Genomic DNA, 21,176 nt, shown 5'->3' with positions numbered 1-21,176 from the left:
GGCGCGCATTGTCGCTGATGGCCTAAACTCGCCGCACATGTCTGCACCTCCCGTCCCCGAAAACCTATTTTCCCCATCGCTGGCGCTGACGCTGGCCTTTGCCATTGCACTCGCTGCGGGCCTTTTGCTCCGGTTTTGGCTGGCCTCGCGCCAGATCCGGCATGTGGCAACCCACCGCGGGGCCGTGCCTGAAGCGTTTGCGGAGCGCATTTCGCTCGTTGCCCATCAAAAGGCCGCTGACTACACCATCACCAAGACACGTCTTGGGCTGATTGAAATGGCTCTGGGCGCCGCCGTACTCATGGGTTGGACGCTGCTGGGGGGTCTTGATGCACTCAACCAGATCCTGCTGGATGTACTGGGCGGTGGCATGGCCCAACAACTTGCGCTGCTGGCTGCGTTTGCGGTCATCAGCGGCCTGATCGATCTGCCGCTCTCGCTGTACCAGACCTTCGTGATCGAAGAGCGCTTCGGCTTCAACCGCATGACGTGGCGCCTCTGGCTGGCAGACGCCGTCAAGGGACTGCTGGTGGGTGCAGCCATCGGCTTGCCGGTTGCCGCCCTCATCCTGTGGCTCATGGGTGCGACCGGGTCACTCTGGTGGCTTTGGGCCTGGTGCTTCTGGATGGGGTTCAACCTGGTGCTGATGGTGGTGTATCCGACCTTCATCGCGCCGCTGTTCAACAAGTTCCAGCCGCTGGAAGACGAGTCGCTACGCGCACGCGTGACGGCGCTCATGCAGCGTTGCGGCTTCTCGGCCAAAGGCCTCTTCGTGATGGACGGCAGCCGCCGCAGCGCACACGCCAACGCCTACTTCACCGGCTTTGGCGCAGCCAAACGGGTGGTCTTCTACGACACGCTGCTGCGCCAGCTTTCGCCAGGCGAGGTGGAGGCCGTGCTGGCCCACGAGTTGGGTCACTTCAAGCACCGCCACATCGTGCAGCGGGTGATGATGATGTTTGCGATCAGCTTTGCAGGGTTTGCGCTGCTGGGCTGGCTTTCGGGGCAGGTCTGGTTCTACACAGGCCTGGGCGTGAGGCCCAACATTTCGTTCGACCCTGCACTGGCATCAGCGCCCAACGATGCACTGGCGCTGCTGCTCTTCATGCTGGCCACGCCCGTGTTCACGCTGTTCATCTCGCCCTTGTTCTCGCGGCAGTCGCGCAAGCATGAATTCCAGGCCGATGCGTACGCGGCATCGCAGGCCAGCGGTGCAGACCTATCGTCTGCCCTGCTCAAGCTTTACGAAGACAACGCGTCCACACTGACACCGGACCCGATGTACGTGCAGTTCTACTATTCGCATCCGCCGGCAGCCGAACGGCTGGCGCGCATGCAGCCCTTGAAGGTTGTACACCCATGAGTTCCACGATGCTGAAGAAAAAAGACTGGTCAGCGCACGTCCGCCGTGCCCTGACAGCTACAGAAGTTGTAGCAAGTCTTGCCAAGGTAGAGGGCTGGCGTCTCACCGGTGACGGTGCCGACGTAGCCATTGAGAAGACCTACCATTTCGCCAACTACTACGAAACCATCTCGTTTGTGAACGCCGTGGCTTTCATCGCCAACGCGCAAGATCACCACCCCGACCTGTCGGTGCACTACAACCGCTGCGTGGTGCGGCTGAACACCCATGACGTGCAAGGCATCTCGTCCACTGACTTTGACTGCGCGGGCCAGTTTGATGCACTGCTGGCATGAAGCTGCCAGCACGACAGGCGCGCACTGATGGCTGAGCGCAGCGCACTCATGCCCGGTACCGTGGTGGCGAGCCACGGGCGGCACTGCATGGTCGAGACACCGGATGGCGAGCGCCGTATCTGCCACCCCCGCGGAAAGAAGAACCAGGCCGTGGTGGGCGACCGGGTGCTGTGGCAGGCAGCCCCGCCCGGCCAGGGCGACGAAGGCACCATCGAGAAGGTGCAAGAGCGCAAGAACCTTTTCTATCGGCAGGACGAGATCCGGACCAAGTCGTTCGCAGCCAATCTGGACCAGGTCCTGATCCTGATTGCAGCCGAACCCGTGTTTTCAGAGAGCCAGCTCTCGCGCGCGCTGATCGCTGCCGAGGCAGAGGGCATCACACCGATCATTGCCCTCAACAAGAGCGACCTGGTGGAGCCATTTGCCCGCGCGTGGGAGCGGCTGCTGCCCTACCGTCACATGGGCGAAGGTAAGCACTACGGCGTGCTGCCTCTGTCGCTGGCCCTGTCCAGCGATGTCGACCGCGCATTGCTGATGCAGCACCTGCAGGGCAAGACCACGCTGGTGCTCGGGCCCTCGGGCTCGGGCAAGAGCACGCTGATCAACCTGCTGGTTCCAGGGGCCACCGTGCTCACCGGCGAAATATCGCAGGCGCTGAACTCGGGCAAGCACACCACCACCAGCACGCACTGGTACTGGATGGATGCCGCGCGCACTACGGCCCTCATCGATTCGCCCGGCTTTCAGGAGTTTGGCCTGCACCACATTGCGCCCATGCAACTGGCGGCGTGCATGCCCGACATTGCAGCCCACGCTGGCCACTGCAAGTTCTACAACTGCACCCACCTGCATGAGCCAGGTTGCGGTGTGCTGGCCGCGCTGAAAGAAGGGCCGGGCGAGAACGGCATCAGCCCGACACGTCACCGGATCTACAGCGATTTGTTTGAAGAATTGAGCCACACGCGGTACTGACGCAGGAAGGCGAATGCGCCTCTGCCCAAGGGCGGGCTGGCGACGGCAAGAGTGCGTTTGTATTGGCCGCCGTTTGCGCTCCTGCGCTGCTGGTCAATCCGCGCCGGGTCAGCCCAACAGGCGCGCCAGCGTCAACAGCGCCAGCAGCAGCATCCACACCACGACAGACCGCCAGACGAGCCCCACAACGCTGCGCAGGTGGCCCACCTCTGGCTCGCGCCCCGGCGTGGCATCGCTGTCGCCCATATCGGCATCGGCTGCCAGCCCCTGGGGGGTATCTGCGCTGGCGCGGGCCTTGAGGGCTTCGCCACCCAGGCGGACGTTGATGGCACCGGCAGTGGCCGCCAGCACCACACCGTCGTTGTCGTCCGGAAAGTGCTGGGCATGAAAGCGCCACCCTTCGATGGCCTCTTCAAAACTACCCACCACGGCAAAACTCAGGGCGGTCAGCCGCGCCGGCAACCAGTCGATGACCATCCACGCCTGCGCACAGGCGCGCTGAAGCGCCTCGCTGGCCGGCTGGGCGCCCGCGCGCTGGCGCGCATGCCAGTAACGCGACACGAACTCCGCAAGCCGGTACAGCACGGCGCCCGTGGGCCCAAGGCCCAGCGCAGCCAGCACCGAAAACCATGCCAGCACACCAAACACATGCCGATGCGCGGCCAGCACCGAATACTCGATGACATGGCGCACGATCTCGCTGCGCGGCAACACGCCAACATCCACCTGCTGCCAGTGCGCCAGGCGTTCGCGCGCCACATCTTCTTCCCCGCTTTCGAGCGCGTCGCGGATGCTGGTGAAGTGATGGCTGAACTGCCGGAAGCCCAGCGTGACATACAGCACCGCAATGCTCCACAGCACCGCAAAAGGCCAGCCCAGGCCCCACATCAAAAGCCAGTGGATGGCCAGGGTGACAACCGCCGGCACCATCACGGCCAGGCACCAGGCAACCCATCCGTGATGGGGTTTGCCGGCGTCAAAATTGCGCGTGACCGACAGGGCCCAGGCCCGCAGGCCGGCATGAATCGGATTACTTCGCGCCAACGGGCGCGCCTGCTCGATCAGCAGGGCGAACAGGATGGCGAAGAAACTCATGGGGACAATGATAGCGGCGCCAGCCCGGCCTTAGGCGCACGGCGGCCCCGGTCAGGCCGCCGACATGAAACGGTAAAAGTTGCGCAGCATGCCCGCGGTGGCGCCCCAGATAAACCGGCTCTTGTCCCCGTCCTGGTAGGGCATCGAGAACCACTCGCGCCGGATACCGTCCAGATCGAAAACATGGCGCCGATGGTGCGCCGGGTCGAGCAGGAACGAGAGCGGCACCTCAAACAGATCGGCCACTTCGTACGGGTTGGGCTGCAGCACGCAATCGGGCCGCACCAAGGCAACGACCGGCGTGATGATGAAAGACGACCCGGTGACATAGGTGGGCAGGTTGCCCAGCACCTCCACGAACTCCCGCGCAAGGCCCACTTCCTCGTGCGCCTCGCGCAGCGCCGTCTCGGCGGGCGATGCGTCGTCGGCGTCCGCCCTGCCACCCGGGAACGCCACCTGACCTGAATGGGTGGACAGGTGGGCGGTGCGCTCGGTGAGCAGCACCATGGGCTGCTCGCGCTGCACGATGGCGAGCAGCACCGATGCGTGCGCGGGCTCGCGGTTCATGAACTTCTTTTCAAGCACCACTTCCGGCTCCCACAGGGGCGGCGCCGCGAAACGGCTGCGCAGCGCCTGCGCCGTCTGGGCGTGCAGCGGCACCGCCGGCAGGTGGGCATCGACCGCGACCACCGGCACCTGCCGAGGATCGAAGTCAGGAAGCGCCGTGACCGGGGCGATGACCGAGGAAACAGCGGGGATGGACATGGGTTTCACGGGCGGGGAAAGAGGGCCGCAAAAAGCAAAAAGCCGCTACAGGCAGATGCTGTAGCGGCTTGTCAGGTCGAGCCCGCGCCTTATGCGGCGGTGGCTGCAGCCTTGTTGACGCGCGAAGGCAGCTTTTCCTTGATACGTGCCGACTTGCCGCTGCGCTCGCGCAGGTAGTACAGCTTGGCACGGCGCACGTCACCGCGGCGCTTGACTTCGATGCTGGCGATCAGCGGGCTATAGGTCTGGAACGTACGCTCCACACCTTCGCCGCTGGAGATCTTGCGCACGGTGAAGCCGCTGTTCAGGCCGCGATTGCGCTTGGCAATCACAACGCCTTCGTAGGCCTGCACGCGCTTGCGGGTGCCTTCAACCACGTTCACGCTCACGATGACGGTGTCACCAGGGGCGAATTCGGGGATGGTCTTGTTCAAGCGGGCGATTTCTTCCGCTTCCAGGGTCTGGATCAGGTTCATTTGGATTCCCACGATCTTGGCCGCGCCAAAAATGGCTGCGTCGGGATTGACGTTTCAATGTCTTGGAGCTGCTTTGCAGGCAAAGCGGCGTCGCAAAACGGCCGGGCAGAGGATCGAAAAGCCTTTGATTATAGCAATTCAGCCGAGCCTAGCCAAGACTGCTTCGTCTGCAGGACCCAGAAGGCCCGCCTCGCGCGCAATCCCGATCAGGTCCGGACGATGGCGGGCCGTGATCGCGAGCCGCTGGTCGCGCCTCCAGCGTTCGATCTGCAGGTGGTGACCCGACATGAGCGGTGCCGGTACAGCCTTGCCCGCCCACTCTTCGGGTCGCGTGTAGTGCGGACAGTCGAGCAGGCCGTCGAGCGCCGGGTTAAAGCTGTCGAACTGGTGGCTGCCCTCATCATTGAGCACGCCCGGCTGCAATCGCGCCACAGCATCGATCAGCGCCATGGCCGCGATCTCACCGCCAGAAAGCACGAAGTCGCCCAGGCTCATCTGCACGTCCACATGAAGGTCGATGAACCGCTGGTCAATGCCCTCATACCGGCCACAGAGCAACACCGCGCCCGTGCTGGCCGACCAGCGCTCTACCGCCGCGTGATTGAGGGTCTGCCCAATGGGCGAAAAGAGCACCACAGGCGCCCTGGCGTCCACAGACTCGTCCCGCGCGGCCCGAATGGCAGCCAAGCACTGCGCCAGGGGCTCAGCCATCATCACCATGCCCGGGCCGCCGCCAAAAGGTCGGTCGTCCACCCTGCGGTAGTTGCCCTGGGCGTGGTCACGCGGGTTCCACAGCTGCACGTCGACCTGCCCGCTCGCGTATGCGCGGCGCGTCACGCCGCTCGCAAGAAACGGCGCAAACAACTCGGGAAAGAGCGTGATGACGTCAAAGCGCATGGTGCGCAACCGGGCCGGGCAGCGAACGCCGGTCAGTAATGGGGCTGCCAGTCGACCGTGATGCGGCGGGCCGGCAGGTCCACCTTGTCAACAAAGGCCGACACAAAAGGAATCATGCGCTCTTGCGCCTTGCCGCCCTCTTCGTAACCAAGGACCAGAACCGTCTGCGGTCCGGTGGACATCAGCTCGCGCACTTCGCCCAGCGCAATGCCTTCGCGGTTGATCACAGCCAGACCAATCAGGTCCACCCAGTAGTACTCGTCTTCGGTGGTGGACGGGAAACTGGAACGGAGCACAAAAACGCGGGCGCCGCGCAGTGACTCTGCGGCATTGCGGTCGTCAATGCCCTGGGCCCAGGCCACCACGGTATCCGAGTGGTCCTTGGCCTGGCGAATCGACAGGACCACCGTGCCGGAAAAAGTCTTGGCACCGCGTTCGGAAGGCTGCAAGTACCAGGTCTTGGCCGCAAAAAGCGCGTCTGGTGAGCTGCTGTGCGAGATCACCTTGAACCAGCCCTTGACACCCCAGGCATCGGCTATGCGCCCCACCTCCACGGCATCTGCGGGCAGCTCGGCGGGCGGGAGGGACACGGTGGTGGTCATGGCAAAAATCGGTTCCAGAAACGGGAAAGGGGCGGGTTTCGCCAGACAAGCCGACGAATCCCGCCCCTTTCAGGAAGCTTCAGGCTGCCTTCTTGGCGGCTTGCTTGATCAGGCGGTCGACGGTAGGCGACGACTGGGCGCCCACGCTCTGCCAGTAGGTCAGGCGGTCCTGGACGATGCGCAGGCCTTCTTCGGATTCCTTGGCGGTGGGGTTGTAGAACCCGATGCGCTCGATGAAGCGGCCATCGCGGCGCACGCGCTTGTCAGCAACGACGATATTGAAGAAAGGACGGCCCTTGGAGCCGCCGCGGGAGAGTCGAATGACGACCATGATTTATCCTTCGGGTGGTGAACTCCGGCAACATTTGCCTTGAGCCACAGTGTTCGCAACCATTATTCGCAACGCTTGAGACACGCGACATGGCCACCCGGCCAGCGACACGCTGCAAAGCCCGCGATTATATCCATTTCCCAATGAAGCCCACCATCCGCGCCAGCACCGACCAGGATATCCCTGCCATCACCGCCATTTACCGCCACCACGTCCTGCACGGCACCGGCACGTTCGAGATCGACCCGCCCACCGAAACCGACATGCAAGGCCGACGTGCCGATGTGCTGGCCAAAGGCCTGCCTTGGCTCGTGGCCGAAAGCGATGGCAAGGTGCTGGGCTACGCCTATGCCAACTGGTTCAAGCCGCGGCCGGCATACCGTTTTTCGGCCGAAGATTCGATCTACATCGCCGAAGAAGCGCGAGGCATGGGCCTGGGCCGCACGCTGCTGGCCGAACTGATTGCGCAGGCCGAAGCCACCGGCGTTCGCAAGCTGCTGGCAGTGATTGGTGACTCGGCCAACCTGGGCTCGGTCGGCGTGCACAAGGCCTTGGGCTTCACCCACGTGGGGGTCATGCGGTCGGTGGGCTGGAAATTCGGCGCCTGGCGCGACATCGTCCTGATGGAGAAAGTCCTGGGCGAAGGCGACACCACTGCGCCTGAATGACAATCGGCACCATGAAAAACAAAACCGTCGCCGCCTGGCTTGCTTTCGTCGGAGGCCCGCTGGGGCTGCACCGCTTTTACCTGCACGGTGCAGGCGACATGCTGGGCTGGCTGCTGCCCATACCGACAGCGCTCGGGGTGTACGGCATCCAGCGCGTTCAGCAATGGGGACAGGACGACCACTTCAGCTGGATGCTGATTCCCTTCCTGGGTTTCACCATTGCCGGCTGTGCATTGCGCGGCATCCTGTATGCCCTGATGACGCCAGAGAAGTGGAATGCACGCTACAACCCATCGGCCGCCTTGGATGCGGCGCCCGGCCGCACGAACTGGATCACCGTGGGCGCCATCGTCGTGTCGCTGATGATGGGCACAGCCGTCCTGATGGCGAGCATCGCCTTCAGCTTTCAGCGCTACTTTGAATACCAGATCGAAGAGGCACGCAAGATCTCGCAATGATCGGCTGGCCTGCCTGGGCCGTGCGAATACAAAAAAGCCGCCCCTTGCAGTCTGTGTAAATAGTCTGTCGAGGTTGCTCTAGAAAAATGCCCCTGCGCTCGCGGGGCATTTTTTTTGGGCGATGACAAGCAAAGGCCTCAGCCTTGCAGTGCCAGATGCATCCAGGCAGAACCCTTGATGTTGAAGACCCGTTTGAAGTTGTATGCGAGAACGGCCAGGCTCAACTCGCCCTTGGCCCCCGGCAGGCCTCGCATCAGCAACCGCGCATTGCCCAGGATGCGGTGCTTGATGCAGGCAAATGGGTGCTCCACCGTTTGCCGTCGCAAGGCCATCATCTCTGGGCGTGCCTTCAGACCCTGTGACGTCGTGTACAGGGCGTCCTCGAAGAGGTGGCGTGAGAGGAGCCTGCGCGCTGCTTGCGTGCACTGCGGCTTTTGCGCGCAACCCGAGCAATCTTCGATGCGTGCCGCATAGATCACCGCGCAGTCCTTGCGGGTGATCTGTTTGCGCTCAAGCAGTTGACCGGCCGGGCAGACGAAGTGGTCGTGCTCGGGCTTGTAGGTAAAGGCGCTGCGGTCGTAGTGCTGACCATCGCCCTGGTTGTTGACGGAGCGCTTGGCAGGCAGGTAGCACTGCATGCCCTGAGCCTGCAGTGCCGCGATCTGAGTACCGTTGGCATACCCGGCATCAGCTACCACCGTGCATGGCGCCTGCAGCACATTGCTTGCGGCCTCTGCCATGGGCTGCAGTTGGGTCTGGTCGTTGGCATCTGCGCAGACCTCATGAGCCACGATCAGGTGACTGCCAGCATCCACAGCCGTTTGCAGGTTGTAGCCTGGCGCGCTGTTCAAGCTGCGCATGACCTGGGCGTCAGGCTCGGTGCTGACGTGCAGACGTTTGCCACTGGCAGCCAGCGCCTTGGCTTGATCGGCGATACGCTGGCCATCGATCTGCAATCGTGCCAGAGCCTTGCGCACACGAACGCCTTGCCCGCAGGTCGATGCTTCCTGGCGGTCGGCGTCTTCGAGCAAGCTCAGGTAGCGCTCGATGTCCTGGGCATTGCGTTGGGCTTGCTCTGCCAGGCTACGCGGTCCGACGATGGCTTTACGCGAGGCCACCGCCTGTACCTTGCTGCCATCAATGGCGACCGTGGTGGAGGCGATCAGGCGCTGGCTGCGAGCGAACTGGACGAAGGCAGCGCTGGCAGCGACCAAGGCCTGCAGATTGCCCCTGCGGAATTCGGCGATGGTCTTGTGGTCCGGTGCCAGACGGCCCAGCAGCCACATGCACTCGACGTTGCGGTGGCACTCGCGCTCCAGTGCGCGAGATGAACGTACCGCATTGAGGTAACCCCACAGATAGAGCCGCAGCAGGTCGGCGGGGTCATAGGGCGGTGCCCCCAAGCGCTGGGGGATGGACTTGGCAAAGCCCAGATCGGCCAAGGCCAACGTGCCAATCCATGCGTCAATGACGCGGACAAGTGCCTCTGGCGCTTTCCAATCAATATCTGATAGCTATCAATAAAGTAGCTGAACAATCAGAGGCAACAGTTCCCGATCAGAAGATCGTGAGGCTGATCCAGTACGCCACAGCCGCCACAAAGGCACTGGCGGGGATGGTGAGAATCCACGCCCACACGATGTTGCCCGCGACGCCCCAGCGCACGGCACTGGCCCGCTGGGTGGAGCCGACGCCGACGATGGCGCCCGTGATGGTGTGCGTGGTCGACACCGGAATGCCCAAGGTGGTCGCCAGAAACAGCGTCAGCGCGCCCCCGGTTTCGGCACAGAACCCGCCCACGGGCTTGAGCTTGGTGATCTTCTGCCCCATGGTCTTGACGATGCGCCAGCCACCGAACATGGTGCCCAGGCCAATGGCCAGGTAGCAGCTCACGATCGTCCAGGTCGGCGGCGAGGCATCCGATGCAGCTGTGTAACCGGTGGCGATGAGAAGCAGCCAGATGATGCCGATGGTTTTTTGCGCATCGTTACCGCCATGCCCGAGGCTGTAGGCACCGGCTGAGACCAGTTGCAGCCGCCTGAACCACTTGTCCACCCGGCTCGGCCGCGAGCGCCTGAAGATCCAGGCCACTGCCAGCATCATGAGCGAGCCCAGCGCGAACCCGAGCAGCGGCGACACAAAGATGAACGCCACCGTCTTAAGGATGCCCGTCGACACCAGGGCACCAGCGCCCGCCTTCGCGATCACGGCACCGACGATGCCGCCGATCAGCGCATGCGACGAGCTGCTCGGGATGCCGTAGTACCAGGTGATGACGTTCCACGTGATCGCGCCGACCAGTGCGCCGAACACCACATGGGTGTCGACCACGCCCGGCTGCACGATGCCCTTGCCCACCGTGGCAGCCACACTGAGGTGGAACACAAAGATCGCCACGAAGTTGAAAAAAGCGGCAAATAGAACGGCCTGGGCCGGCTTGAGCACGCCCGTGGAGACCACGGTGGCGATCGAATTGGCGGCGTCATGAAACCCGTTCATGAAATCGAACACCAGCGCCAGCGCCACCAGCATCACCACGATCCACAGGGCCGTCTGTACGGTTTCCATGCTTGCTTCGCCCGGAGGATCAGGAGTTCTCGAGGACGATGCCCTCGATGCAGTTGGCGACGTCTTCGCACTTGTCGGTGATCGTCTCCAGCAGCTCGTAGATAGCCTTGAGCTTGATCACCTCGCGCACATCAGGCTCTTCGCGGAACAGCTTGCTCATGGCGCTGCGCATCACGCGGTCAGCGTCGGACTCGAGCTTGTCGATCTCTTCGCAGGTCTTGAGCGCAGCCTCGGCCACAGCCGGGTCGGCGATCTTTTCGAGCAGCTTGACGGCGTCGCGCACGCGTTCGCAGCATTTCACGCTGAGGTCCGTCAGGCGCGTGATTTCTTCCGTCATGTGGCGCACGTCGTACAACGCCATCGTTTCGGCCGAGTCCTGGATCAGGTCGGCCACATCGTCCATGGTGTTGATCAGCGCGTGGATCTGCTCACGATCGATAGGCGTGATGAAGGTCTTGTGGATTGCCTTGTTCACCTCATGCGTCACGCGGTCTGCGGCGCGCTCGGCGTTGTCAACGTCCTGGTTGTACTTGTCACGCAGGTGCGGATCGTTGTAGTTGGCCACCAGCTGCGAGAACGCGCGTGCCGCCTCGACGATGCGGTCGGCATGCTGATTGAACATCTCGAAAAAATTGCCCTCGCGGGGCAACAGCTTTCCAAAAAACATGCGGACTCCTGATCGACGCTGGACGAAATGGCGAGCTGCTTGGCCCCCTCGCCTGCCAAAAACCCGGGATGGGTGAGGCGGCAACCCTGCGGGGCTGACAGCACGGCAGCCCCGCCAAAGACACAGGACTGACATGGAATTGTCATGCAGCTGAAACAAACAACAGGGGGCGAGTTTAACCGTCGCGCAATCGATGTTTGCTCGCAGATCCGCCGCTTGCAAGCAAGGAGAGTCCTACAGAAGCCGGGTGCACACGCCCACAAGGATGTGCCGTGCCGCTGCCTACATTGGCTGGGCGGGTCCGGGCAGCGATCTGTTGCCCGCGTACCTCTGAGCCCCACCACACCACTACCGAGGATGGTTTCCATGACCCCCATGATTCGCGCTTTTTCCTGTGCAGCGCTGGCCGCTGCAGCCTGCAGCCTGGCGAACGCACAGACCCAGCAGGGCACCACCGCTGGCACCAGCGGCACCACCAGCAGCATGTCGGCCAATGGCCAGCGGGATTCGTTTCTGCCGTACACCCAGCAAGGCTACGTAGGCGTGAGCGCTGGCCAGTCCAAGTACGACCTGCGCTCCGGCACGGGCGGATTTCCGACCGACGACTCTGACCAGGCGCTCAAGATCTACACCGGTGGATACTTTCATCCAAACTTCGGGGTGGAACTGGGCTACCTCAACGCCGGCAGGGCCGACCGCATTGGCGGAACATCGCGTGCACAGGGACTGAACCTGAGCCTGGTGGCGCGCGCTCCGCTGACCGAGCAGTTCGACGTGTTCGGCAAGCTGGGCACCACCTACAGCCGCACCCGTACATCGGGCAATTCAGGCTTTGGCGTGGCCACCGGCAGCGACAGTGGCTTTGGCCTGAGCTACGGTGCCGGCGTGCGCTGGGCGTTCAATGAAAACTGGGCCGCCGTGCTGGAGTGGGAACGCCACAAGATGCGCTTTGCCGACGGCAAGTCGGACGTGGACCTGACCACACTGGGCGTGCAGTACCGGTACTGACCAGGGGCGTAGCGCAGCGCGAGGGCAGCGTCGAACGACAGCACCCAGCAAACTGCCAGACCATAAAAAAAGCCGCACGGCATCAATGCTGTGCGGCTTTTTGCTGGGCGCCTGCGGCGCTTGAACGGCGCGAAGTGCACCGCCCGCTGCCAAAAGGCTGGGGGGCTGAACAGCCCGCCCTGCCCCCGTATCCTCACTCGCCCAGATAGGCGGCGCGAACCTTGGGATCGTTGAGCAAGTCGTTGCCCGGACCGGTCATGGTGATCAGGCCAGACTCCATCACGTAGCCACGGTCGGCAATGGCCAGCGCCCGGCTGGCGTTCTGCTCGACGAGCAGCACCGTCACGCCCAGGGCGTACACGTCGCGCACCACTTCGAAGATCTTGTCCACCATGATGGGTGACAGGCCCATGGAAGGCTCATCAAGCAGCAGCACCTTGGGCTGGCTCATCAGCGCGCGGCCCATGGCCAGCATCTGCTGTTCGCCGCCCGACATGGTTCCTGCCAGCTGGTCCTTGCGTTCGCGCAGGCGCGGGAAGATCGTGAACATCTTTTCGATGTCGGCGAGGATACCTGCCTTGTCGCGGCGCGTGTAGGCGCCCATCTGCAGGTTCTCTGTGATGGTCATGCGGGCAAAAACGCCGCGGCCTTCCGGCACCATCACCAGGCCCTGCTTGACCAGGTCCCACGCGCCCTTGCCCTTGATGCTCTGGCCCAGGTACAGGATGTCGCCGTCGTTCAGGCCCAGCGTGCCGGTGATGGCCTTCATGGTGGTGGTCTTGCCGGCGCCATTGGAGCCGATCAGCGAAACCAGTTCACCCTCGCGCACTTCGAAATCGACGCCCTTGACGGCCTGGATACCGCCGTAGGCCACTTTCAGGCCCTTGACCTGCAGCAGTACCTTGTTGGATTTTTCGGCCATTCTCAATGTCCTCCGGTGCCCAGATAGGCCTCAATCACTTTTTCGTTCTTCTGTACGGTGGCAGGCGTGCCTTCAGCGATCTGCTTGCCGTAGTCGAGCACCGTCACACGGTCGCACAGGCCCATCACCAGCTTCACATCGTGCTCAATAAGCAAGATGGTGCGGTTGTCCTTGCGGATACGGTCGATCAGCTCGCGCAGCAGGACCTTTTCGGTGGCGTTCATGCCGGCTGCGGGCTCGTCCAGCGCAATGAGCTGCGGATCGGTAGCGAGGGCGCGGGCGATCTCCAGGCGGCGTTGGTCGCCGTAGCTGAGCGTGCGCGCCTTGTAGTCCGCAAACTTGCCGATGCCGACGTAGTCCAGCAGCTCCTGCGCGCGCTTGGCGATGGCGGCCTCTTCTTCCTTGAAACCCTTGGTGCGCAGGATAGCGCCCAGCAGTCCGGACTTGGTACGGATGTGGCGGCCCACCATCACGTTCTCGAGCGCCGTCATCTCGGCAAACAGCCGGATGTTCTGGAAGGTTCGGGCAATGCCTGCCTTGGCCACTTCGTGCACGGCCGTGGGCTCGTAGGGCTTGCCAGCCAGCTCGAACTTGCCGCTGTCGGGGGTGTACAACCCCGTGATCACGTTGAAAAAGGTCGTCTTGCCGGCGCCATTCGGCCCGATCAGGCCGTAGACCTGGCCACGCTCGATGGTGATGCCCACATCGGACAGGGCCTGCAGGCCCCCAAATCGCTTGGAAATGCCCGATACCCGCAGCACCACGTCGGCCGGATTCTGGATGTTCTCTGCCATGTTCTAACTTTCTGCGGTGTTCAGGTCTTCTGCGTGAGGCTCTTGCCGTGATCGGGCGCGGGCCACAGGCCGCGCGGCCGCATCAGCATGACCACGATCATGGCCAGCGCAATCAGCAGCTGGCGCAGGATGGCCGAGTCAAGGCGTCCGTCCGTCATGGCCTGCAGCGGGCCTGCCACATAGCGCAGCACCTCGGGCAGGGCAGACAGCAGCACCGCGCCCAGAATCACGCCAGGGATGTGGCCGATACCGCCCAGCACCACCATCGCAACAATCATCACCGACTCCATCAGGCTGAAGGACTCGGGCGAGACGAAGCCCTGGAACGCGCCGAACATGGCACCCGATACACCACCGAACGAAGCGCCCATGCCGAAGGCCAGCAGCTTGAGGTTGCGGGTGTTGATGCCCATGGCCTTCGCTGCGATTTCGTCTTCGCGGATGGCCATCCAGGCGCGACCGATGCGCGAATCCTGAAGGCGATAGCAGATGATGACCGACACCACCACCAGCACCAGGAACAGGTAGTAGTACAGCGTGACCGAGCTGATGTCGAAGCCGAACAGCGCCAGTGGCTTGCCCAGGTCCAGCCCGAAAATCGTGACCGAGTCGATCTGGCCCAGGCCCTTGGGGCCGTTGGTCAGGTTGACGGGGTGGTCCAGGTTGTTCAGGAAGATGCGGATGATTTCGCCGAAGCCCAGCGTCACGATGGCCAGGTAGTCACCGCGCAGCTTGAGCGTGGGAGCGCCGAGCAGGGCCCCGAAAAACGCCGCAAGGAGCGCCGCTAACGGTATGACCAGCCACAGCGACGTGTGCAAGCCGTTGGGGAACATGGCGGCAAAGGCCGCAAAGTTGTCCGCCAGGTGTGGCGATGCCATCAGCGCAAACAGATAGGCGCCCACGGCGTAGAAAGCCACGTAGCCCAGGTCCAGCAGACCGGCATAGCCGACCACGATGTTCAGGCCCAGGGCCAGCAGCACGTACAGCAGTGCCAAGTCGGCAATGCGCACCCAGGCGTTGCCGAACGATTGCAGGATCAGCGGCAGCACCAGCAGCGCGACGGCGCCGAGGATCCAGTTGGTTTTGGTGTTCTTCATGTGTGCAATTCCTCAGGCACGGTCTGCTACACGCTCACCCAGCAGGCCCGATGGGCGCAGCGTCAGGATGATGATGAGCACGATGAACGCAAAGATGTCGGTGTAGTGGCTGCCCAGCAGGCCGCCCGTGAGGGTGCCGATGTAGCCCGAACCGATGGCTTCAATGAGGCCCAGCAAAATGCCGCCCACTACCGCGCCAGCCAGGTTGCCGATGCCGCCGAACACGGCTGCCGTGAAGGCCTTGAGGCCGGGCAGGAATCCCATGGTGTGCTGGGCGGTACCGTAGTTGGACGCATACATGATGCCGGCAATGGCCGCCAGGACGGCGCCGATGATGAACGTTGCCGAGATCACCATGTCGGGCTTGACGCCCATGAGCGACGCCACACGGGGGTTCTCTGCGGTGGCGCGCATTGCGCGGCCCAGATTGGTGTGGTTGACCAGGTACATCAGCGAAGCCAGTGCCACCGCCGTCACACCCAGGATCAGGATCTGGGTGGGCGTGATGTAGGCGCCGCCCACCTCGAAAGGTGCGCTGGGCAGCATCGTTGGATAGGGCTTGTAGTTGGGCTTCCAGATGATCATGGCCAGCGTCTGCAGCAGGATCGACATGCCGATGGCAGTGATCAGCGGTGCAAGGCGCGGGCTGTTGCGCAGCGGGCGGTAGGCCACTTTCTCGATCACGAAGTTGAGCGCGGCCGCGACCACGCAGGCGATGATCGTGGCCAGCAGCAGGATGGTCCAGCCCGGCGCTCCGGGCATGGCTGCCTGCATCATCCCGATGCAGCTCCAGCTGGTCAGAGCACCGATCATCAGCACTTCGCCGTGGGCGAAGTTGATCAGTTGAATGATGCCGTACACCATGGTGTAGCCCAAGGCTATCAAGGCATACATGCTGCCCAGTACCAGACCGTTGATGATCTGTTGCAGCAAAATTTCCATAAGAGAAGTCCTTCGTTTGTGACGTACCCACCGCTCAGGCACCGGAATCGGTACAGCCTTGTGGGCCCGACTGCCATCTAGCAAAAAACCCGCCAGAAGTGCAGCTGTGCGGGTTTGTGGTCGGAATTGTAGCGAGTACACCCAAGTGGCCCATTGCAGGCCGGACGGGGTTTTCCCTCGGGTTTTGGGCACATCAGTGCGCAACGCAATTCATAAGCCGTCGTGATGCAAGCAGGATAATTGATGTGCAAACTTATTACCCTCACGATGCCGAATTGGCATAACGTACTTGCCGGCAGGCCGGGAGTTTCAGTCTGATGCGCTATCGGCAGCGTTGCGACCACCATCCGGCACGGGTGCCAAGGTGTCTGCGCGGGCATTGCGCGCTTGCAGCTCACGCAGTTTCTGTGCGATCTTGATTTCCATACCGCGCTCGACGGGCTGGTAGAAACCGGGCGCGGGCATGCCCTCGGGCAGGTAGTTTTCGCCGGCAGCGAAGCCCCCCTCCTCGTCGTGCGCGTAGCGGTAACCCTTGCCGTAGTCGAGCTGCTTCATGAGCTTTGTCGGTGCATTGCGCAGGTGCATGGGCACGGGGCGGGTGCCGTCCTGCTTCACCCGGGCGCGAGCGGCGTTGTAGGCCTTGTACACAGCGTTCGACTTGGGCGCCACGGCCAAGTAGACCACGCACTCGGCCAGCGCCAACTCGCCCTCGGGGCTGCCCAGGCGTTCGTAGACCTCGGTGGCATCCAGTGCCAGGCGCAGGGCGCGCGGGTCGGCCAAGCCGATGTCCTCGCTGGCCATGCGCACCAGCCGCCGGGCCATGTAGCGGGGGTCGGCCCCGCCGTCGAGCATTCGCACCAGCCAGTACAGCGCGGCGTCGGGGTCGGAGCCGCGCACTGCCTTGTGCAGCGCGCTGATGGTGTCGTAGAACTGCTCGCCGCCCTTGTCGTAGCGGCGCATCCGCTCGCCCAGCACCTTGAGGAGCCAGTCGTCGGTGATCTCGGCCAGCTTCTCCTGCGTGGCCGCCATGGCCAGTGTTTCCAGCGTGTTCAGCAGGCGCCGCGCGTCGCCGTCAGCATAGGCTACCAGCCTGTCAATTGCTACACTTTCTATAGCTTGCAAGGCATTTTCTGCCTGGGCCAGCGCCACAATCTGCTTCAAATCGGCTTCGGACAGCGGCTGCAGCACATAGACAGCCGCGCGCGACAGCAGAGCCGAATTGACCTCGAACGACGGGTTTTCGGTGGTGGCGCCGATGAAGGTGAACAAACCGGATTCGACGTGCGGCAGGAAGGCATCCTGCTGGCTCTTGTTGAAGCGGTGAACTTCATCCACGAAGACGATCGTGCGCTGCTGCATCAGGCCATCACGCGCAGCTTCGGCCCGCTCGACGGCCTCGCGGATGTCCTTGACCCCGCCCAGCACGGCGCTGATGCTGATGAACTGCGCGTCGAAGGCATCTGCCATCAGCCGCGCGATAGTCGTCTTGCCCACGCCCGGCGGGCCCCACAGGATGCAGCTGTGCGGGCGGCCCGATTCAAACGCGAGGCGCAGCGGCATGCCTGGTCCCAGCACATGCTGCTGGCCAATCACCTCGCCCAGGGTGCGAGGCCGCAGGCGCTCGGCCAGCGGCTGGTGGGCTGACGGGTGGGCCTGGTGGGCCTGATGCCCTGGCTGTCGCGGATGGGGAGCGGTGGCACCACGTGCTGCCATGGGGGTGTCCTGTCTCTCTAAATCACGCAGTTTGAAGCCAAAACGGGGGCAGGCGCACGTTTCAATTGCCCCTGCTGCTATGCTTTTTGAAGCAAATCACTGGCGAACCACATCCGCGCCTGCCGGCGGCTTGAACTGGAACGTGGTGGCGGGCAGCGCCGCATTGGCCTGCATGGCGTTGAACCGGATCAGCGAGCGCTGGCCGAAGCTGTCCAGGATGTCGAGCGCTGCCAGCCGGTCGCCCGTAAACCCCACCCGCACGCTCTTGAGCTGGCCGTCCTTGCCCTTTGGCGTGGCCTGCACCCACTGCATACCATCCTGGTCGGGCGCTGATTCGAGCGCAAATTCGGCCTTGAGCGCGCTGAGGTCTGGCGCCGAGGCGAGCAGCGCCGCGGGCGTGCTGCCCAGTGCCTGCGCCTGCGCGCGCTGGGTGACCTGGTTCAGGTCGGCGTCATACAGCCACAGCGTCTGGCCGTCGGCCACGATGGTCTGCTCGAACGGCTTCTTGTACACAAATTTGAAGCGGCCGGGCCGCTGGAACTCGAAGCTGCCGGTGGACGTCTTGCTGCGAGCGGCCTGGCCGTCCTTGGGCGGCGAGGTCACCGTCTGGGTGAAGTCTGCGCGGCCGGTCTGCGTGCCCTTCATGAAGGATTCCAGGCTTTTCATGCCGTCAGCGCTTGCTGCGCTTGCCGCGGCAGCTATCAAAATTGCAGTAGCGATCTTTTTCAACGGAAACTCCTGTGAGGGGTGCGGACCGGCCTTGCGGTCCGGTCCGTCATTCGCTGCGGTTGGGCACCAGCACTTCGCGCTGACCACTGGTGGTCAAGCCGCTGACGAGGCCCGCCTTTTCCATGTCTTCCAGCAGGCGGGCCGAGCGGTTGTAGCCAATGCGCAGCTTGCGCTGCACATAGGAGATGCTGGCCTTGCGGTCCTTGAGCACCACTTCGACGGCCTGGTCGTACATGGGGTCCTTTTCGCCTCCTTCACCGCCGCCGTCTCCAGTCAGATCGCTGTCGCCGTCCACGGTTCCGCCCTCCAGCACACCTTCTATGTAGTCCGGCTCCCCTTGCTGCTTGAGGTAACTGACGACACGGTGTACTTCTTCGTCCGACACAAAGGCGCCGTGCACGCGGATCGGCAGGCCGGTGCCGCTGGCCATGTAGAGCATGTCGCCCATGCCCAGCAGTGCCTCGGCGCCCATCTGGTCGAGGATCGTGCGGCTGTCGATCTTGGAGCCCACCGAGAACGCGATGCGGGTCGGAATGTTGGCCTTGATCAGGCCCGTGATCACGTCCACGCTGGGGCGCTGGGTGGCCAGGATCAGGTGGATGCCCGCGGCCCGCGCCTTTTGCGCCAGGCGGGCGATCAGCTCCTCGATCTTCTTGCCCACCACCATCATCAGGTCGGCCAGCTCATCGATGATGACCACGATGTGCGGCAGGCGCTGCAGCGGCTCAGGCTCTTCGGGCGTGAGGCTGAAGGGGTTGTAGATGAATTCCTCGCGCGCCTTGGCCTCGTCGATCTTGACGTTGTAGCCCGCCAGGTTGCGCACGCCCAGCTTGCTCATGAGCTTGTAGCGGCGTTCCATCTCGGCCACGCACCAGTTCAGGCCGTGCGCGGCCTGCTTCATGTCGGTGACCACGGGCGCCAGCAGGTGCGGGATGCCTTCGTAGACCGACATTTCCAGCATCTTGGGGTCGATCATCAAGAGGCGCACATCACGCGCCTCGGCCTTGTACAACAGCGACAGGATCATGGCGTTGATCCCGACCGATTTGCCCGAGCCCGTGGTACCGGCCACCAGCACGTGCGGCATCTTGGCGAGATCAGCCACCACCGGGTTGCCCACGATATCCTTGCCCAGGCCCATGGTGAGCATGCTCTTGGCCTCGTGGTACACCTGCGAGCCCAAAATTTCGGACAGCCGGATCGACTGGCGCTTGGCGTTGGGCAGTTCCAGCGCCATGTAGTTCTTGCCGGGGATGGTCTCGACCACGCGGATCGACACCAGGCTGAGCGAGCGCGCCAGGTCCTTGGCCAGACCCACGATCTGCGAGCCCTTCACGCCCGTGGCGGGCTCGATCTCGTAGCGCGTGATCACCGGGCCGGGCATGGCGGCCACGACACGCACTTCCACGCCAAAGTCCTTGAGCTTTTTCTCGATGAGGCGGCTGGTCATCTCCAGCGTTTCGGGGGCCACGGTTTCCTGGCGCAGCAGGGGGCCGTCAAGCAGGTCAACCAGCGGCAGCTTGCTGTCAGGCATTTCGGTGAACAGCGGCTTCTGGCGCTCTTTCACCACGCGGGTGCTTTGCGGCACGTCGGCCAGTACAGGCTCGATGATCTGCACAGGCTCGGGGTGGTGCTCCTCACTCTCGGTGCGCTCTTCCAGCACCACCACCTCGCGCTCGCGGGCAGCCTTGCGGCCCACGGCCACATCCTTTGCCACCTCGCGCCGCGCCAGGCGCGACTGCACCAGTGCATCGATGCGGCCGCCCAGCAGCTCGGCCACTTGCCCCCACGAAAAGCGGAACACCATCGCTGCGCCCAGCACTGCCAGCACAATGGCCAAGAGGCCCGAACCTGTGAAGCCCAGCCACTTGACGCTGGCAGGACCGGTGAGATACCCCAGAACGCCCCCGGCGTGACCGGGCAAGAACGCCTCGAAACGGTACAGGCGCGACCACTCCAGCGCCGTGCTGGCGCACATCAGGGCTACCAAACCCAGCCAGAACAGCGAACGCCTCTGCAGCGGGCTCAGCGCACCTGGCGGCATCTCGCCGCCGCGCATCCACCGCGCCAGGGACGACAGCCACGCGCAGACCGCTGCAGCCACGCACCACCACACCGAAAACCCGAATGCAAAGTAGCTGGCATCGGCCAGCCAGGCCCCGGAACGGCCCGCCCAGTTGGACACCATGCGCGCATCGCTGGCACCCGAGGTGGACCACGCAGCGTCCTGCGCGGAGTAGCTGACCAGTGCCAGCAGCCAGAAGACGAGCGCCAGAATGCCGACGATCAACGCGATTTCATGCCCGAAGCGCGCAGCGCCCGTGCGCGGCGGCGACTTGGCCGCAGCCGATGCATTCAGGGTATTGAGGGAATAGGTCATAAGCGTGCGCAGCGAGCTTACCGCAAGCCATCCGCGAGCAGATGTAACGCGCGGGCGCATCCGCCAGGCCGCAGGCGCGGGCCGCGCACCATCGCAAGGTTATCGATGGCTTCTTACAATCGGCACGATTGAAAACGGGGCTGTCGATACGGGCCACGGCCGGTTGATACTCGATGGGTGGGGAGCCTCTGCACCAATCAAGCGGTAGTGTGCGCTGCGGATCGGGATGGGCTGCGAGGCGCAAAACGCAGCCATAGCTCAGCTATGGCGAGTATTTGCAACGCCGCAGACCGCCCGAGCCCGCAGATGCACACGGCGCGCTGATTGATGCAGAGGCTCCCAAGACCCCCAGTTTTCCCAACAGCGCCCCGATGGAGGGCGCAAAACACAGGCT

General features: G+C 63.5%; 22 protein-coding genes. 6 read left to right on the top strand and 16 right to left on the bottom strand.

From position 1 onward, the window contains the following. The first annotated feature begins 37 nt into the window (after positions 1-37). From ACTPOI_RS07345 to rsgA, 3 genes are read left to right on the top strand one after another with little or no spacing between them, the layout of a single operon-like run. The gene (locus ACTPOI_RS07345) at positions 38-1,363 is read left to right on the top strand and encodes a M48 family metallopeptidase (protein ID WP_440107850.1); all 1,326 of its coding nucleotides are present in this window, start codon (positions 38-40) and stop codon (positions 1,361-1,363) included. After that, the gene (locus tag ACTPOI_RS07340; protein WP_440107848.1) at positions 1,360-1,698 is read left to right on the top strand and encodes a 4a-hydroxytetrahydrobiopterin dehydratase; all 339 of its coding nucleotides are present in this window, start codon (positions 1,360-1,362) and stop codon (positions 1,696-1,698) included. Before ACTPOI_RS07345 ends, ACTPOI_RS07340 begins: the two co-directional genes overlap by 4 nt. 27 nt (positions 1,699-1,725) lie before the next feature. Beyond that, entirely contained in the window at positions 1,726-2,670 is a 945-nt protein-coding gene (gene rsgA, locus ACTPOI_RS07335; protein ID WP_440107846.1) for a ribosome small subunit-dependent GTPase A, read from the top strand. Between the two features lie 108 nt (positions 2,671-2,778). On the opposite strand, the gene ACTPOI_RS07330 is transcribed toward rsgA, so the two are convergent. The 6 genes from ACTPOI_RS07330 to rpsP all read right to left on the bottom strand — a co-directional run bounded on the left by ACTPOI_RS07330 (position 2,779) and on the right by rpsP (position 6,836). Beyond that, the gene (locus ACTPOI_RS07330) at positions 2,779-3,765 is read right to left on the bottom strand and encodes a CobD/CbiB family protein (RefSeq protein ID WP_440107844.1); all 987 of its coding nucleotides are present in this window, start codon (positions 3,763-3,765) and stop codon (positions 2,779-2,781) included. Positions 3,766-3,816: 51 nt separating this feature from the next. After that, on the bottom strand, positions 3,817-4,530 hold the full coding sequence (locus tag ACTPOI_RS07325; RefSeq protein WP_440107842.1) for a CoA pyrophosphatase: 714 nt from the start codon (positions 4,528-4,530) through the stop codon (positions 3,817-3,819). Positions 4,531-4,619: 89 nt separating this feature from the next. Next, on the bottom strand, positions 4,620-5,006 hold the full coding sequence (rplS, locus tag ACTPOI_RS07320) for a 50S ribosomal protein L19 (RefSeq protein ID WP_069106597.1): 387 nt from the start codon (positions 5,004-5,006) through the stop codon (positions 4,620-4,622). Positions 5,007-5,144: 138 nt separating this feature from the next. Further along, positions 5,145-5,903 carry a tRNA (guanosine(37)-N1)-methyltransferase TrmD gene (trmD, locus tag ACTPOI_RS07315; protein WP_440107840.1) on the bottom strand — a complete coding sequence of 253 codons (759 nt, stop codon included), beginning with the start codon at positions 5,901-5,903 and terminating at the stop codon, positions 5,145-5,147. Between the two features lie 32 nt (positions 5,904-5,935). Next, positions 5,936-6,505: a ribosome maturation factor RimM gene (rimM, locus tag ACTPOI_RS07310; protein WP_440107838.1), complete on the bottom strand. Its 570-nt coding sequence runs from the start codon at positions 6,503-6,505 to the stop codon at positions 5,936-5,938. 79 nt (positions 6,506-6,584) lie between these two features. Continuing rightward, positions 6,585-6,836, bottom strand: coding sequence for a 30S ribosomal protein S16 (gene rpsP, locus ACTPOI_RS07305; protein ID WP_069105077.1), 252 nt, complete (start codon positions 6,834-6,836; stop codon positions 6,585-6,587). 143 nt (positions 6,837-6,979) lie between these two features. On the opposite strand from rpsP, the gene ACTPOI_RS07300 reads away from it, so the two are divergent. After that, on the top strand, positions 6,980-7,504 hold the full coding sequence (locus ACTPOI_RS07300) for an N-acetyltransferase family protein (protein ID WP_440107836.1): 525 nt from the start codon (positions 6,980-6,982) through the stop codon (positions 7,502-7,504). Between the two features lie 11 nt (positions 7,505-7,515). Beyond that, positions 7,516-7,962 carry an NINE protein gene (locus ACTPOI_RS07295; protein ID WP_069106596.1) on the top strand — a complete coding sequence of 149 codons (447 nt, stop codon included), beginning with the start codon at positions 7,516-7,518 and terminating at the stop codon, positions 7,960-7,962. Between the two features lie 137 nt (positions 7,963-8,099). Here the strand turns inward: ACTPOI_RS07295 and ACTPOI_RS07290 are convergent, their stop codons facing one another. Genes ACTPOI_RS07290 through ACTPOI_RS07280 form a run of 3 tightly spaced genes read right to left on the bottom strand, consistent with a single transcriptional unit; the run spans position 8,100 to position 11,197 of the window. Next, a complete protein-coding gene (locus ACTPOI_RS07290) occupies positions 8,100-9,467 on the bottom strand; it encodes an IS1182 family transposase (RefSeq protein ID WP_440108284.1) in 1,368 nt (455 codons plus the stop codon). A 52-nt stretch (positions 9,468-9,519) separates the two neighbouring features. Further along, positions 9,520-10,530, bottom strand: coding sequence for an anion permease (locus ACTPOI_RS07285; protein ID WP_440107834.1), 1,011 nt, complete (start codon positions 10,528-10,530; stop codon positions 9,520-9,522). Between the two features lie 19 nt (positions 10,531-10,549). After that, positions 10,550-11,197, bottom strand: a complete 648-nt coding sequence (locus tag ACTPOI_RS07280) for a DUF47 domain-containing protein (RefSeq protein ID WP_440107832.1) — start codon at positions 11,195-11,197, stop codon at positions 10,550-10,552. 366 nt (positions 11,198-11,563) lie between these two features. Between ACTPOI_RS07280 and ACTPOI_RS07275 the strand changes: the two genes are divergently transcribed. Next, positions 11,564-12,205, top strand: a complete 642-nt coding sequence (locus tag ACTPOI_RS07275) for an outer membrane beta-barrel protein (protein WP_440107830.1) — start codon at positions 11,564-11,566, stop codon at positions 12,203-12,205. Positions 12,206-12,398: 193 nt separating this feature from the next. On the opposite strand, the gene ACTPOI_RS07270 is transcribed toward ACTPOI_RS07275, so the two are convergent. The 7 genes from ACTPOI_RS07270 to ACTPOI_RS07240 form a co-directional block, all read right to left on the bottom strand. Continuing rightward, entirely contained in the window at positions 12,399-13,127 is a 729-nt protein-coding gene (locus ACTPOI_RS07270) for an ABC transporter ATP-binding protein (protein ID WP_069105072.1), read from the bottom strand. A gap of 2 nt (positions 13,128-13,129) precedes the next feature. Continuing rightward, positions 13,130-13,921 (bottom strand): ABC transporter ATP-binding protein, encoded by a 792-nt coding sequence (locus ACTPOI_RS07265; protein WP_291516877.1) that lies wholly within the window; start codon positions 13,919-13,921, stop codon positions 13,130-13,132. A 20-nt stretch (positions 13,922-13,941) separates the two neighbouring features. Beyond that, positions 13,942-15,018, bottom strand: a complete 1,077-nt coding sequence (locus ACTPOI_RS07260; protein ID WP_440107827.1) for an ABC transporter permease subunit — start codon at positions 15,016-15,018, stop codon at positions 13,942-13,944. A 12-nt stretch (positions 15,019-15,030) separates the two neighbouring features. Continuing rightward, complete coding sequence (locus ACTPOI_RS07255) at positions 15,031-15,960, bottom strand: branched-chain amino acid ABC transporter permease (RefSeq protein ID WP_069105069.1); 930 nt, start codon at positions 15,958-15,960, stop codon at positions 15,031-15,033. Between the two features lie 309 nt (positions 15,961-16,269). After that, positions 16,270-17,673: a replication-associated recombination protein A gene (locus tag ACTPOI_RS07250; protein WP_440107824.1), complete on the bottom strand. Its 1,404-nt coding sequence runs from the start codon at positions 17,671-17,673 to the stop codon at positions 16,270-16,272. Positions 17,674-17,769: 96 nt separating this feature from the next. Then, on the bottom strand, positions 17,770-18,402 hold the full coding sequence (gene lolA, locus ACTPOI_RS07245) for an outer membrane lipoprotein chaperone LolA (protein WP_440107821.1): 633 nt from the start codon (positions 18,400-18,402) through the stop codon (positions 17,770-17,772). Positions 18,403-18,448: 46 nt separating this feature from the next. After that, positions 18,449-20,782, bottom strand: a complete 2,334-nt coding sequence (locus tag ACTPOI_RS07240) for a DNA translocase FtsK (RefSeq protein WP_440107819.1) — start codon at positions 20,780-20,782, stop codon at positions 18,449-18,451. Positions 20,783-21,176: the final 394 nt, after the last annotated feature.

The organism is Acidovorax sp. BL-A-41-H1, from assembly GCF_051942715.1.
This window is presented reverse-complemented; position numbering and strand designations above follow the sequence as displayed.